Source organism: Dysgonomonas sp. UBA7630 (genome assembly GCF_002483985.1).
GTDB lineage: Bacteria > Bacteroidota > Bacteroidia > Bacteroidales > Dysgonomonadaceae > Dysgonomonas.
Genome location: NZ_DLIY01000011.1, coordinates 1 through 15,029, shown reverse-complemented (window position 1 = coordinate 15,029; position 15,029 = coordinate 1). Strand labels below are relative to the sequence as shown.

The window sequence follows — 15,029 nt, the reverse complement described above, 5'->3', positions numbered from 1 at the left end:
TCAAGCCCCTCCTACAACGAGGGGCTATTTTATACATTCAGTACCTTATGTCCAAAGGGTTTACATATAGTATTCTATTCGTTATAAGTATATTTATACTATTTGTTTTAAGTCTATTTCTAGGCTCTGTATCAATACCGTCGCAAGCTGTCTTTCAAATATTGCAAGGAAATGAAGTTGAGAAACAAGCTTGGACCTATATTATACTCGAATCTCGCTTACCTCAGGCCATCACGGCTCTATTTACAGGAGGAGCAATTGCTGTTTCGGGATTGTTGCTGCAAACAGCATTTCGCAATCCTCTGGCTGATGCGGGAATATTAGGTATCAGTTCGGGTGCAAATATGGGGGTAGCAATAGTAATTCTTTTAATAGGAAATAGCTTCGGATCGGTAAATGGATTTAATTTGTCTTATTCGATGACTATTGTTTTTGGTGCTTTCATTGGTGCAGCTATTATTTTAGCTATCATCATGGGATTCGCATCTATTATCAAAAATAATGTTATGTTACTGATCATTGGTATAATGGTTGGTTATCTTACATCTTCTATTATATCTATTTTGAAGTTTTGGAGTACTAGCGAAGATGCATATTCGTTCATGATATGGGGTATGGGAGATTTTTCGGGAGTATCAAAAGAGCAATTACCTTTTTATTGCATCGTTGTCTGTGTTAGCTTACTCCTTTCTATCCTACTAATCAAGCCCTTAAATGCTCTGTTATTAGGAGAAAGATATGCAGCAAACTTAGGTGTAAATATAAAATTTATTCGCTTTCTACTCTTACTCTGTGCAGGACTGATCACTGCAATAACTTGTGCATTCTGTGGTCCTATAGCATTTATCGGACTAGCAGTTCCACATATAGCCAGATTAATATTGGGAACATCAAATCATAAATCTTTATTGCCTATTACCATACTAATTGGTTCGGCAATGGCTTTGCTTTGCAATTTGATCTGTGTATTACCGGGGGCCAGTGGAGTACTACCGTTAAATGCTATCACTCCTATTTTTGGAGCACCTGTAATAATATATGTAATTCTTAATCAGAAAAAAATACAATATTTCCATTAAGTTTACAAATTAATTCACTGAATATCAAATAGTTTACTTATGTAAACTAAATATTACTTACTTTTTTGAATACACTGTACTGATTACTTATGAATAATACAGAAGTAGTAATTAAGGCTCAAAATATTGGTATTGGTTATGCCAAATCTAAGCATAATAATATTCTTTATAACAACCTGTCGTTCAATTTATATAGAGGAGAACTTGTTTGTCTGATAGGTGCTAACGGTGCCGGAAAATCGACTCTGCTACGAACAATTAGTGCTTCACAACCAGCACAAGGAGGCGATATACTTTTCGAGAATCAAAGTATTTCATCCTTATCTGAAAAAGAATTATCACAACGACTAGGCCTAGTTTTAACTGATAAAACTTCTGCCGGAGGCTTACTCGTCCGAGAACTTATTGAGCTGGGACGTTATCCTTATACCGGATTTTTTGGTCAATTATCAGAGAATGATAAATCCATTGTTCACAAAGCAATGGAAGATGTAGGGATAGCACATAAGGCTAATTCTTATATAGCCGAATTATCCGATGGAGAGCGACAGAAGGCTATGATAGCCAAAGCTTTATCACAAGAGTGCCCTGTCGTTTTGCTGGATGAACCTACAGCTTTTTTAGATATTGAAAGCCGTATAGAGATTATGAATTTGCTCCATAATCTGGCAATGAATCATAATAAGACAATATTATTATCAACACATGATATTGATATGGCTTTGCTCCTAGCCGACCGTCTTTGGCTATTATCAAGAGAAAAAGGGTTGACTACGGGAGTAACTGAAGACATCGTATTGTCAGGGACTTTGGATGATTTCTTTAAAAGAGACAATGTTGTATTCGACAGATATACAGGTAATTTCTTACCAAAAAGAGCTAATAATAGAAAGGTTTATCTTAAAGCTGAGGGAATATTACACCACTGGACAAAAAACATATTAGAAAGAAACGGATTTTCTTTAACAAAAGATTTAAATGATGCTATATTCCACATTGAAGCTCAATCGTCTGAACAAATAATAGTAGAATATAATACAATAAAAATTGAAATTAGCAGCTACGAACAGCTTGCTTCATTTTTGAGAACGCATAAAACGCTATAATAACATTTATCTACGTTTTCTAGCCATATCAATGCGGAGGAATATAAAGAGAAGAATGGTAAATCCCCACAAAGAAGACCCCCCATAGCTAAAGAAAGGCAAAGGGATTCCTATTACAGGAGTCAAACCTGTTACCATTCCTATATTTATCATCACATGAAAGAGGAAAATACAAGCTACGCAATAGCCATAAACTCTTCCGAAAGTGCTCTTCTGACGTTCTGCCAAATAGAATAAACGTAGAATTAGTGCTAAAAATAATAAAAGGACAAATACCGATCCGGCAAAACCCTGTTCCTCTCCTACTGTGCAGAATATGAAGTCAGTATCTTGCTCGGGAACGTATTTCAATTTAGTCTGAGTACCATTTAAATATCCTTTTCCTAAAAGCCCTCCTGAGCCTATTGCAATCTTAGATTGATTCACATTATACCCCGCTCCCATTAGGTCATCTTCCATCCCCAAAGTGACTTTTATACGCATCTGCTGGTGAGGTTGCATAACATCTGAGAAAAGGTAATCTATTGAGCTGACGAATATAAGGCTGCTGATAGCAAAAACGGCTGTCAGAAAATATACTTTCGACCAATATTTCTTCGCCAGAACCAAAAGATATACTACAAGTACACCAAGAGCGATTAGTGAAATAATACCAAAATCAATATTGACATTCAGTAGCGAAATCAGATATGGAATTCCAAATAACGCCAGCATTCCCAATATAATATTACGAGCTGCTACTTTATCTTGCCTATAACTTACCAATAATGCGGCACAAATCAGTATAACTAAAATTATAGTAACAAACTCACCTGTAGATATTATACCTATATCTGTATCCGAATATTTGAGTCCAATTACAAAAAATGCAATGGCTGATATTCCCAAGAACAAAATAATTCCGGGCAGTCCCTCTCTATATAACATTAATATGAAGACTGTATACACAAGCGCAGAACCTGTCTCTTTCTGCATGATGATCAGCAACATAGGGAGAAGAATAAGTCCCGCTACTGTTATCAGATTTTTAGGGGTGAGCAATTTAAAATTGTAGGTGCTCAGCAACTTTGCCAAAGCTAAAGCTACTGCAAATTTAGCAAACTCAGCAGGCTGTATTTGCACCGAATCAGTTATTTTGAGCCACGATCTAGACCCTCTGATGTCTGTGGATAGAAATATAGTAGCTATAAGAAGTAATATAAAAGCTATATAAATATAATAAGCCAATATATCGTATAAGTTGCTATCCAGTTTTAATATTATGAAACCCAGAACAATCGATGTACCAATCCAAACCAATTGCATACCGGCTCTACCCGATATATCAAACATGCTGGTAGTACTTCCGTATTGATAACTAGCTCCATATATACTGAGCCATCCGCACAATACCATAATCAGATATAATGCGATGGTAAACCAGTCTATACTGCTTTTTATATGTTCATCTTCTCTTCTGTACATTCCTTATTATTGATTTTCAGCAGGGTTTAATGAAAATGGTTCTATAGATGTTTCATCTACTGCACCATCTGTATTTGATACCGCAGGCTGAGAAAACTCATCATACTTCTTATTTGCTCTATTCCAATTAAAAAATGTTTGTGGCAAAATTGTCGTTGTGGCAATTCTCTCTTCAATATATTTATCAGAATCAGGTACTTCTCCTTTCAGATACTTCTGAATCATCAGACGTCCGATAGGAACAGCAAATGTAGCACCAAATCCTGCATTTTCAACAATAACACAAATAGCCACCTTCGGATTATCTTTAGGAGCAAAACCCATAAATAAAGAGTGATCTTTACCATGTGGATTTTCGGCTGTACCAGTCTTGCCACAAACTTCAATATCAGGTATATTAGCTCCTCTACATGTACCGCCTGTAACAGCAAGAGCCATCCCATCTACTACATACTGATAGTATTCTTTTTTTATTCCGGTATAGTGAGGATGTGTATATATACTGTCTAAAGGCGTATCTTGTATCTGACGCACAACATGTGGCGCATAGTAGAACCCTCTATTAGATATACTTGCGGCAAAGTTTGCTATTTGCAAAGGGGTAGCTGTTATTTCCCCCTGACCTATTGCTATAGAAATAACATTGGAAGCACTCCAATTCTCCCTTTTAAAAGCTCTGCTATAGAAATTGGCATTAGGAATAAAACCTCTCTTCTCAGAAGGTAAATCTACACCTAAGCGATAACCAAATCCCATATCTACCATATGATCTTTCCAAATATCAAAAGCTTCAACAGTACTTTTATACTTTTTTCTGTTTCCTAACATCGCAGATAATCCATAACAAAAATATGAATTACAAGAAGTTGCAATAGCTGGAACTAATGACAGTGGTGAACCATGAGGGTGACATTTGGGACGACCGCCTAATGGAGGATACCCTCCTGCACACGCATATAGTGTATTAGAAGTAATAATGTCTTCTTGAAGGAAAATCAATCCCTGTGTTGGTTTAAAAGTAGATCCGGGAGGATACATCCCTTGTATAGCCCTATTAAATAATGGCTTAAGAGGGTTATCTTCCAGTTCTTTATAGCTCTTACTAAAATTACGACCCAGAAGCATAGAAGGATCATAAGTAGGAGATGTAACCAAGCATAATATCTCACCGGTGGAAGGTTCAATCATAACAACACATCCAACTTTATTTTGAAGAAGATACTCCCCGTATGCTTGTAAATCTATATCGACAGAAAGTGTGAGGTTTTTTCCTGATACAGGAGACTTATCAAACTTTCCGTTTTCATATCTACCTTGAATACGTCCATGAGCGTCTCTTAATAAAACCTCAATGCCTTTTTCTCCCCTAAGATAGTTTTCATAAGATGCTTCAAGTCCTGATTTTCCAGCATAATCACCTCTTACATAGTAAGGATCATTCTCCAGTTGACTTCTGCTTACTTCCGCTACGTACCCTAGCAATAAGCCTGCATTATGATAGTTATACTGCCGCAATGTCCTATTCTGAATAAAGAAACCGGGAAATTTATATAGCTTTTCTTGCAACAAACCACTCTCTTGAGTCGTAAGCTGAGTCATAAACGTTTGCATTGTATATGACGAATATCCGGGATTCAAACGACGATCTTTTATGTCGTTCATGCGTTTATCAAACTGCTCCCTGGTTATATTCAATGACTTACAAAAGTCAAGGGTGTCAAATGGCTGTACCTCACGAGGTATGTATACGATATCATACGTAGGCTGGTTGTATACAAGTATTCTATCTTTTCTATCAGAAATGACTCCTCTTGCAGGATATAATGTCCTGTTAAAGAATGCATTTCCATCTGCAAAATCCTTATATTCAGGATTAAGCACTTGTAAATTAAAAAGTTGAATTATATATATAAGAATTATGCCACAGGCTATTCCGCCTAGTACATATTTTCTTTTAGATAAGTCTAAGATGTTTTTTGCCATGAGTTTTTCTTCTTAAAAGATAAACCTTCAAATGCAAACACCAATAATGATGTGAGTAAAGTAGACAAAAGAATTCGCTGCAACAGTATCTCTAAATTAAAGTATGAAAAAGATTCAATCGAGATAAGTACAATATGGTGAATCAGTGTCAAAAATATAGCATATCTTATAAATGCACCTCCTAATAAAGACAATCTCGGGGTTTGCTCATCATAATCGTCAACCATAAAGAACAACTTCTGCACAGGCCAGCGAACAAGCCCCACAAAAGTGGAAGCTGCGGCATTTATTCCCGGCGTATTACAGAAAAGATCAATAACAAATCCGATTAAGAAGCTTAAAAAGATAACTAAACTTTTATTAGAGCGGATAGGCAGTTTTATTATAAAATATACATACGCAAAAGGGACTCCATATCCAAGAAATGAAATCCGATTTAGGACCAATACTTGTAATAATACAAGCAGGACAAACATTATTATATACTTTATATTACTGCTCTTGAACATTTTTTATTTTTTGCTCCAATTCTTTCCTCTCATCATCTTTTCCACTGAGTAAAAGAACTCTTTTCAATGATCCAAAATCTGTTGATAATTTGATCTTTAAAGAATAGAAATTATCATTCGTACCGCTTTTATAGTCCTCAATTACACCTACAAATATACCCTCGGGGAATATATCAGAGAAACCACTCGTTACAATAGTATCACCTTTCTCAACCTTCTCATATTTAGGATATTCAGTAAGGATTGCGTATCGAGGATCTCCACCTTCCCAAACTAAAGTTCCTGCTGTATTAGAGTTTAATATCTTACAACTAAATCTACTATGAGGATTTAATACAGGCTGAACTACAGCGTAATTTAAAGTAGCATCCCTAACAACACCTACTATACCTTGTTGAGAAACTACACCCATATCAGTCTGTACTCCATCTTTCTTTCCTTTATTGATTATAATAAAGTTATAAATCTGTGATATAGTGTTATTTTCTACACGAGCTATAATATGCGGCTCTTTTTGTCTAGTGCCCAGAGAGTCGGTAATAAATGCATTCGTCTTTAAGGAATCATTCTCAAGATTATAAATATAGTCCTTCAATTCTGCAATTTGAGACTGTAAATCTGCATTTTTCAGTAATAACTCCTCATTCTCCGATCTTAATCCAAAATAAGAGAGTACGTTTCCTGAAATAGTATAAACTCTTCCAGTAAATTCGTTGGAAGAGTTAAAAAATATACTCTTTTGATAAGAGTTGCTACTGAATATAAAATAAAAACAGATTATTTCAAGGAAAATAAACACAAACCAATGGCTATTTTTTCTTAAAAAATTGATTAGGTTATGCATTCTCTGTAATTATATCTATATTAAAATAGTTATGATTCGCGATTTGTTCAGAAATCACTTCTCTTTTTATCTCATCAAGAAGTTAAACTTCTCTATATTCTTTAGGGCTATACCAGTACCTTTGGCAACAGCATGCAACGGATCTTCTGCTACATGGAATGCGATACCGATTCTATCAGAGAAACGTTTGCTCAAACCTCTCAGCAATGCGCCACCACCTGTAAGGTATATACCATTGCGAACAATGTCAGCATACAACTCCGGAGGTGTTTGTTCTAAAGCACTTAGGATAGCTGAATCCATTTTAGAAATAGATTTATCGAGACAGTGAGCCATTTCCTGATATGATACAGGAATATCCATAGGCAAAGATGTCATTCTGTTAGGTCCATGAACAATAAAGTCTTCGGGCACATCCTCGTCAGGTAATTCTGTCAAAGCAGCACCAACTGCTATTTTAATATTTTCTGCTGTGCGCTCTCCTACTTTGATATTATGTTGACGTCCCATATACTCCTGAATATCTTCTGTAAGGTCATCTCCTGCAATCTTTATTGATTTATTTGACACAATACCTCCAAGAGAAATTACAGCGATTTCTGTTGTACCACCGCCTATATCAACGATCATGTTTCCTTCCGGCGCTTCTACATCAAGGCCAATACCAAGTGCCGCAGCCATCGGCTCATATATCATATAAACATCGCGACCTCCGGCATGTTCTGCAGAGTCTCTGATCGCACGGGTTTCAACCTCAGTACTTCCGGATGGGATACAAATAACAATTCTTAATGAGGGTGCAAATAAACGTCCTTTGTTATTGAACATCTTTATTAGTCCGCGAATCATTTGTTCCGCAGCCGTAAAGTCTGCAATCACACCATCTTTCAACGGTCTGATTGTTCTTATGTCCTCATGGGTTTTCCCATGCATCTGTCGGGCTTGTTCTCCAACAGCTATGACTTTCCCTGTTTTACGTTCCAAAGCCACTACTGATGGCTGATCGACAACTATTTTGTCGTTATGTATGATGATAGTATTGGCAGTGCCAAGGTCCATCGCAATTTCCTGAGTAAAAGAGAATAATCCCATATTGATGTTATATTTGCTTATTTACAATTACATTTAATGTTTAAAATGACGCACTCCCGTCATAACCATAGATATATTGTGTTCGTTACAATATTCTACTGATAGGTTGTCTTTTATAGATCCTCCCGGTTGAACCACAGCTGTGATACCTGCATTTCCTGCGATCTCGACACAGTCGGGAAAAGGAAAAAAGGCATCAGAAGCCATTACAGCACCATCAAGCTTAAAGCCAAAAGCATCGGCCTTTTCTATAGCTTGCTTGAGAGCGTCAACACGAGATGTTTGTCCTGTACCACCTGCACAAAGTTGCTTATTTTTAACCAGAATAATAGCATTCGACTTCGTATGTTTTACAAGCTTATTCGCAAATAGCAAATCTTCAGCTTCGGTTCCTTGTAAAGGTCTGTTTGTAACAAGTTTCAAATCTGAAGCAGCTTGTATACTTAGGTCTTTATCCTGAACCAAAACACCATTCAGTAATGAACGGAATTGTTTAGTTCCCTCTAAAGACTGTTTTTGCACCAGAATAATACGATTCTTCTTTTGTTCTAGTATTTCTAAAGCCTCTTTATCATATTCGGGAGCAATTACAATCTCAAAGAAAATAGTATTTATTTCTTCAGCTGCTACCTTATCTATTTTTCTATTACTTATAATAATTCCACCGAAAGCGGAAACAGGATCTCCAGCCAATGCATCTTTCCATGCTTCAACTACTGTTTCTCTCGAAGCTATACCACAAGCATTATTATGTTTCAATATAGCTACAGTAGTTTCGTCAAACTCACTGATCAAACTTATTGCAGCTTCGATATCTAACAAGTTATTGTAAGATATTTCACGTCCGTGTAATTGGTCGAACATGGCATTGAAATCTCCGCAAAAAGTCCCTTTCTGATGCGGATTTTCTCCATATCTGAGATGCATTGCATCATCTTCTGCGTAGCGAAATGCCGATCCTTCATAATTATCCATATAATTAAAGATCGCTGTATCGTATGACGATGATACGGAGAATGCTTCTTTTGCAAAGAATTTACGATCTGCAATATCTGATTTTCCGCCTTTTTCTTCCAAAAGATTCATTAAAGGTGCGTATTGATTATTTGAAGCTACAATTACTACATCTTTAAAGTTTTTTGCAGCGGCGCGAATCAATGATATACCGCCAATATCTATTTTTTCAACTATATCTTGTTCTCCTGCTCCTGAGGCAACAGTTTCTTCAAAAGGATATAAATCTACAATAACGAGGTCAATCTCTTGTATATCGTACGCTTTTATTTGCTTCATATCTTCCGATAGTTCTCTACGACAGAGTATACCTCCGAATATTTTAGGGTGTAATGTTTTAACTCGCCCACCCAAAATAGAGGGGTATCCTGTTACATCTTCCACAGCATCACAAGCGAAGCCTAGCGACTCTATAAAATTTCTGGTTCCACCTGTCGACACAAAGCGAACTCCCAAACTATCTAACTTTCTCAAAATTTCATCTAAGCCATCTTTATGATAAACTGAGACTAATGCGGTTTTAATTTTTTTCTCTAAAGACATGGTGTGTTAATATCCTTTTTTAGGGATACAAAGTTAAAAAAACTATTAGTATTACTTACCCTTTTTAGTATAATTTTTGAAGAATACATTTTGTTACATAAATCAACAAAAATTCAATATTGCGTTCACATTTTTCATATATTTACAAACAAATCTTAATTTACATACTTAGCTTGTTAATCATGAAATTTATCGCAATTGTAATCTTATATATAATACCTCTTTTTGCTGTATCTCAAGATTTCAGAAGTGAATATATAAAGTATAAAAGTTATAACCAAATCAAAGGTGACAAATTGATAAGAACAGATTCTGTTATATTACAGATTAATGAACGAATGGGCGATCATGATGCCGAGATACTTATCAACTATAGTAAAGGCGATAAAGTTTCTGTGGGAGATGCCTGGATAGAAGATATGCAGGGCAATATTGTAAGGAAATTAAAGAATAAAGAAATAACAGACAGAAGCTCTATTTCAAATATCTCCTTATACGAAGATGATTTTGTTAAATCTTTTGAACTGAAACACAATCAATATCCTTACAGAATTATCTATTCGTTCAGAGTAATTTATTCTAAATTTCTTAGTCTTGCCTCTCTCAATTATACAAATTCACGGACACCTATAATCTCAGGAGAACTTGTTGCTGAAGCACCAATAGATCTGCGTATTACATTTAAACAAAGAAACACAGAACCTCCGGCTATAGATACTATAAACAATAATATCAGATATGTTTGGAAATATAATTATAGACCTCTTAAAACAAAAGAACTAAACGCTTCACCAAACAATACCGAAGCTCCCATAATACACGCTGCTCCTATTAATTTCAAATATGGAGTAGAGGGCAACAATGAGAATTGGAAATCTTTTGGAAACTGGATATACAGATTAAATAGAGGCAGAGATATCCTACCCACACCAGAGCAAGCAAAGATAAACTCGTTACTCTCAGGCGTAACAGATGATAAAGAAAAGGCAAAGATCTTATATCAATATCTACAGGATTATACTCGCTACATAAACGTTAGCATCAATATAGGAGGAATGCAAACATATCCGGCGAGCTATGTTTCTACCAACAAATATGGAGATTGCAAAGCTCTGACCAACTACATGCAGGCAATGCTCAAATATGCCGGAATAAAATCATATTACACATTAATATTTACAGGAGGACAAATAGTTGATGTAGATACGACTTTCCCCTCTCAGGCATTCAATCATGCTATTCTTACAATTCCTTTCGAAAAAGATACGGTTTACCTTGAGTGTACTTCAAAAAATACGCCATTCGGATACATGGGGACATTTACTCAAGCTCGCAAAGCTTTACTTATTGACGAGAATAACAGCCATTTTGTAAACATTCCTCCTTTAAACCCAAACGATATATTATGCAGCCGTTCGATTCTTGTTGATCTCAAAACATCTGACGTAAAACTTGCATCAACAGCTAGAGGCGACAATTATGAAAGTTTAATATATCTGGCTTCCGATATTAATAAAAATACGATTGATAAATATATACGAAATACTATTTTGACAGGTTCATACGATCTTATTGATTTCAATTTAGAGAAAGCTGCTTCTGACAATCCTTCTATAAAGCTGAATGCTGAGTGTCAGTTTCATAATTTATTGAAAAAATATGGGAACAACTTAATTATTGAACCTTTTGCAATAGAAATACCCTCCTATGAGGCTCCTGGTCTACGAAAAAGTGACCTCCAACTAGACTACCCAAGTTTTTATAAAGATACTATTTGCTATTCCTTACCTGATGACAAAAAAGTAAAATTGCCGGAAGATATAAATATGGAATCTGATTATGGAAAATACTCTATAAGTTATAGGCAAAAAAACAATGAAGTTTATATATATAAATCGATACTGATTTCATCGGGAAGATACAACCTTATTGAATATAAAGAATTCTATGATTTTATAACGTCTGTAAAGAATAATGAACTAAAAAAAATATACCTACAGTACATATGAAAAAGACAATTACAGCTTCTATCCTATTTATAATATCTATTATAAGTGGATACTCTCAGGTTAACTATTCGCAAGAATTCGGAAAAGTCACACAGTATGAAATGTCAATGTCACAATATGAGCAAGACAAAGATGCCGAAGCTGTTGTTATATACGACTTGGGTGATTATTATTTTAGACCAGACGAATCTCGAGGATTCTTGCTATCGATGGAACGTAAAGTAAAAATTAAAATACTGAAACAAGCAGGCACAAAATACGCAAACTTCGAAATACCTTACTATTCAGAGAATAGAGAGTGGGAATCTATCGAAAAAATAGAAGCCATAACATACAACATGGAAGGAGGACAATTAACAAAAACAATTCTCGATCCTAAAAACATATACGAAGAAAAGGTTAGCAATAATCTAAGTATAAAAAAGGTCGCATTAGCTGATGTCCGCGAAGGTTCGGTAATCGAATACAAATATCTAATTACGACTCCTTACTTTTTTAACATGAGAAAATGGGATTTTCAAAAGAAAATACCTGTTGTTTATAGCAAATTAAAATATAAAGCTATACCATACTATGAGTATACATATATACTAAGAAGTATAAATAAATTTGACGAGTATAAAGCAACACCACTAAATGACGAAATTCGCTTTGGTCATTTAGTTTATAAAGAAATGCAATATGAGTTTGGATTAAAAAACCTTCCGGCATTTAAAGACGAAGAGTACATTACTTCCGAACAGGATTATTTGATAAGTCTTTACTTCCAGCTATCTAAAATATATTATCCAAGAGGAGGCAGCAAAGAAATCATGACTACCTGGCCTGCTATGTGCGATGATTTCTTGAAAGATAATGATTTTGGAAAGTACATAAAGAATAGTGAAAAAGAAGGGAAAAAAATACTACCTACTTTAGATATAGCAAGTAAAACACCTCTGGAACAAGTGGAGGCTATAACTAAATATGTAAAAGAAAAATACAATTGGAACGGAAATTATGGTAAACTCAGTGAATATAGTGTTTCCGATTTTATAAAAAAACAAACGGGGAATGTTGCTAATATAAACCTATTCCTAACCGGGCTACTCCGTTCTGCGGGACTAGAAGCATATCCTATAATATTAAGTACAAGAAAGAACGGATCGATAAGCTTATCTCATCCTTTTCAACAGTTCTTTAATTATACAATAGTCCTAGTGAGAATCGGAGAAAAAATATATTATCTCGACGCCACCGAACCGTTACTTTACTATAGTGATCTTCCTGAACGCTGCCTCAATGTAAATGGGCTTGTAGTAAAACCTAAATCTGAAGAATGGGTTAGTATCAGACAAAAAGAACTTTCCATTTCACAGAAGAATTTTATTCTAGATATTATTCCGGAAGAAAGTAAAATGAAGGTAAAAGCCAGATTTGCCGGGAGAGGACAAAAAGCATATAATTATCGTTCAACATATCTAGGGAAAACAGAAAATTTGCAAAAAGAATTGAAAAGCAATAACAATATTGATGTAAAAGGCGATATCAATATCGATGAAAATGATGACTTAGACAAACCTTTTGTTTTTTCTTTCGCATTTGATGCTTCTGTCGAAAATTTATCGGATAAATTATTTATTCATCCATTTTGCAACTTATCCATCAGCGATAACCCTTTTAAGCAAACCAAGCGGACATTACCTGTAGATATGATATACATGCAAAGTGATTTTTATCGATCTGAAATAAATATTCCTGAAGGGTATAAGATTAATTATTTACCATCACCTTATATTGTAGATGACAACCTGGTCTCAATACAATATACTGTACAAAAAGACAATAATAAAATAATAATAAATGCAGGGTATACTCTTAGACAGAATATATATCAACCTCAAAACTATATAAGCCTGAAAATGTCTTTTGCTGAGGCAATAAAAAGGTTTTCTGAGATGTTTATTCTTGAGAAAGAGTAACTCTTCAGAATATATCTAAAACGAATAATATAGTATCTATTTTTAATAAGGGAGCAGAAGGAGTTAATCTTTCTGCTCCTCTATTTGTAACACGATATTAACGTATCAATTACGCTAATACTAGATAATCATCATTGTACACAATTGAATCAGACGCCATACAAAAAATAAGAAATAACAATCTAACAACCAACAACATAAACCACAAACAAAAAGATGTATGATACTAATAAATAATATTTATATATAAACAATTTAAAAAGATACAATAAAGTCCTATTTTTTTTTTCTTTTGTTGCTGTTTTTAAATAAGAAGTATAAAAGGGTTAGTTTTTTATCGGAAAGTGAATCTTAATAATGTATATTAAGAGATTATGTATGTGTGCATAGTAATACCCTTTCCCTCAATATGGTATAGTGAATTATAGGTAAACCTTATTAAAGCTTAAAAAATCTCTTATTTGGCTTTTTTAGGGTATATCTCGACCAATTATGAATAATAATAAGCTTATATATTCTTAAACTGTATCAACAAAGTAGCCATTATCTGGTAAAAAACAATCAGAAGAAATCATCGCTTTCTATCTATTATCTTCCTTCTATAATTATTAATATTATAAAAACAAAGAAATCCTTATTTTTTTCAAAGTCAATATTTGCATTATAAACCCCATAAAACAACGATTAATGCATTTTTAACAATATAAATAGATTAAATACGAATTCGGATTATATAAATAATACAATATGGTTTTAAATTTAAGAATAATAGGATTTTAGAAAAAAACATGTATATAATACTCAAAAAATGAAACTACACATCATTAAGCAATCTGTATTTTTGCAATTAAACAAAAGAATACACTTTAATTAGTCACAAACATTTAAGTCTTAACTCAACTTAGGCATTGAGATTATAAAAACACACTTTTTTCTTTTGATAAAATACTAAATACTAATATTATAGAGGAAATAAAATGAATAATTTAGATTTTAATAATGTGAGGGAGACAAAAATAGATAACACAGTTCATAAAAAACTAATTAATGCCATCAGAACAGTAATTGTAGAAAAAGAAACACTAACTAAATCAGACAAAGAAAAAGTAGCTTCAGTTCTTGCAGATATCCTCTGTCTTGGTAAAGAGTCGGTTTATAGAAGACTTAGAGGAGAGGTTCGCTTTTCTTTTGACGAAGTTGCATTGATTGCCAAGACTTTATCATTTTCAGTTGATAATATTATTGGATCCCAAATAAATGAGAAAGCTATTTTTGAGATTAATTTAATAGATGCAAACCAGATAAACAGTGCATATACCAAAACATTGGAGAATGATATCAAAATCATCAAGAATATAAACAAAACCAAAGATTCAGTGTTAAAGTGTGCTTTTAGTAACCTGCCTTAGACACTATCCAGTAAAC

Annotated in this window: 11 protein-coding genes; 5 read left to right on the top strand and 6 right to left on the bottom strand. The window is 34.2% G+C overall.

Going from position 1 to position 15,029, the window contains the following annotated elements; translation table 11 throughout:
- Nucleotides 1–47 precede the first annotated feature (47 nt).
- Complete coding sequence (locus B3P17_RS03485; RefSeq protein ID WP_135106063.1) at nucleotides 48–1,079, top strand: iron ABC transporter permease; 1,032 nt, start codon at nucleotides 48–50, stop codon at nucleotides 1,077–1,079.
- An 89-nt stretch (nucleotides 1,080–1,168) separates the two neighbouring features.
- Nucleotides 1,169–2,185, top strand: a complete 1,017-nt coding sequence (locus tag B3P17_RS03480) for an ABC transporter ATP-binding protein (RefSeq protein ID WP_252637443.1) — start codon at nucleotides 1,169–1,171, stop codon at nucleotides 2,183–2,185.
- A 6-nt stretch (nucleotides 2,186–2,191) separates the two neighbouring features.
- Here B3P17_RS03480 and rodA read toward each other — a convergent pair whose 3' ends face one another.
- The 6 genes from rodA to purH form a co-directional block, all read right to left on the bottom strand.
- Nucleotides 2,192–3,649, bottom strand: a complete 1,458-nt coding sequence (rodA, locus tag B3P17_RS03475) for a rod shape-determining protein RodA (RefSeq protein ID WP_135106059.1) — start codon at nucleotides 3,647–3,649, stop codon at nucleotides 2,192–2,194.
- Nucleotides 3,650–3,655: 6 nt separating this feature from the next.
- The gene (gene mrdA / locus B3P17_RS03470) at nucleotides 3,656–5,632 is read right to left on the bottom strand and encodes a penicillin-binding protein 2 (RefSeq protein WP_252637445.1); all 1,977 of its coding nucleotides are present in this window, start codon (nucleotides 5,630–5,632) and stop codon (nucleotides 3,656–3,658) included.
- A complete protein-coding gene (gene mreD / locus B3P17_RS03465; protein ID WP_228093915.1) occupies nucleotides 5,614–6,108 on the bottom strand; it encodes a rod shape-determining protein MreD in 495 nt (164 codons plus the stop codon). The genes mrdA and mreD overlap by 19 nt, the downstream gene beginning before the upstream one ends.
- 16 nt (nucleotides 6,109–6,124) lie before the next feature.
- Nucleotides 6,125–6,985: a rod shape-determining protein MreC gene (mreC, locus tag B3P17_RS03460; RefSeq protein ID WP_291103377.1), complete on the bottom strand. Its 861-nt coding sequence runs from the start codon at nucleotides 6,983–6,985 to the stop codon at nucleotides 6,125–6,127.
- Nucleotides 6,986–7,051: 66 nt separating this feature from the next.
- Complete coding sequence (locus B3P17_RS03455; protein ID WP_006843992.1) at nucleotides 7,052–8,077, bottom strand: rod shape-determining protein; 1,026 nt, start codon at nucleotides 8,075–8,077, stop codon at nucleotides 7,052–7,054.
- A 33-nt stretch (nucleotides 8,078–8,110) separates the two neighbouring features.
- Complete coding sequence (gene purH / locus B3P17_RS03450) at nucleotides 8,111–9,634, bottom strand: bifunctional phosphoribosylaminoimidazolecarboxamide formyltransferase/IMP cyclohydrolase (RefSeq protein WP_291103375.1); 1,524 nt, start codon at nucleotides 9,632–9,634, stop codon at nucleotides 8,111–8,113.
- 182 nt (nucleotides 9,635–9,816) lie between these two features.
- Here purH and B3P17_RS03445 point away from each other — a divergent pair, with 182 nt between their 5' ends.
- The 3 genes from B3P17_RS03445 to B3P17_RS03435 all read left to right on the top strand — a co-directional run bounded on the left by B3P17_RS03445 (nucleotide 9,817) and on the right by B3P17_RS03435 (nucleotide 15,013).
- Nucleotides 9,817–11,643, top strand: coding sequence for a DUF3857 domain-containing protein (locus B3P17_RS03445; protein ID WP_252637449.1), 1,827 nt, complete (start codon nucleotides 9,817–9,819; stop codon nucleotides 11,641–11,643).
- A complete protein-coding gene (locus B3P17_RS03440) occupies nucleotides 11,640–13,604 on the top strand; it encodes a DUF3857 domain-containing protein (RefSeq protein WP_291103371.1) in 1,965 nt (654 codons plus the stop codon). The genes B3P17_RS03445 and B3P17_RS03440 overlap by 4 nt, the downstream gene beginning before the upstream one ends.
- A gap of 977 nt (nucleotides 13,605–14,581) precedes the next feature.
- A complete protein-coding gene (locus B3P17_RS03435) occupies nucleotides 14,582–15,013 on the top strand; it encodes a helix-turn-helix domain-containing protein (protein ID WP_291103368.1) in 432 nt (143 codons plus the stop codon).
- The last annotated feature ends 16 nt before the right edge of the window (nucleotides 15,014–15,029 follow it).

What these genes read in the sequence shown, in the direction of transcription:
- B3P17_RS03435 (WP_291103368.1), top strand. Translation starts at nt 14,582, where the DNA reads ATGAATAATTTAGATTTTAATAATGTGAGGGAGACAAAAATAGATAAC.
- B3P17_RS03455 (WP_006843992.1), bottom strand. Translation starts at nt 8,077, where the DNA reads ATGGGATTATTCTCTTTTACTCAGGAAATTGCGATGGACCTTGGCACT.
- mrdA (WP_252637445.1), bottom strand. Translation starts at nt 5,632, where the DNA reads ATGGCAAAAAACATCTTAGACTTATCTAAAAGAAAATATGTACTAGGC.
- rodA (WP_135106059.1), bottom strand. Translation starts at nt 3,649, where the DNA reads ATGTACAGAAGAGAAGATGAACATATAAAAAGCAGTATAGACTGGTTT.
- mreC (WP_291103377.1), bottom strand. Translation starts at nt 6,985, where the DNA reads ATGCATAACCTAATCAATTTTTTAAGAAAAAATAGCCATTGGTTTGTG.
- B3P17_RS03485 (WP_135106063.1), top strand. Translation starts at nt 48, where the DNA reads ATGTCCAAAGGGTTTACATATAGTATTCTATTCGTTATAAGTATATTT.
- B3P17_RS03480 (WP_252637443.1), top strand. Translation starts at nt 1,169, where the DNA reads ATGAATAATACAGAAGTAGTAATTAAGGCTCAAAATATTGGTATTGGT.
- B3P17_RS03445 (WP_252637449.1), top strand. Translation starts at nt 9,817, where the DNA reads ATGAAATTTATCGCAATTGTAATCTTATATATAATACCTCTTTTTGCT.
- B3P17_RS03440 (WP_291103371.1), top strand. Translation starts at nt 11,640, where the DNA reads ATGAAAAAGACAATTACAGCTTCTATCCTATTTATAATATCTATTATA.
- mreD (WP_228093915.1), bottom strand. Translation starts at nt 6,108, where the DNA reads ATGTTTGTCCTGCTTGTATTATTACAAGTATTGGTCCTAAATCGGATT.
- purH (WP_291103375.1), bottom strand. Translation starts at nt 9,634, where the DNA reads ATGTCTTTAGAGAAAAAAATTAAAACCGCATTAGTCTCAGTTTATCAT.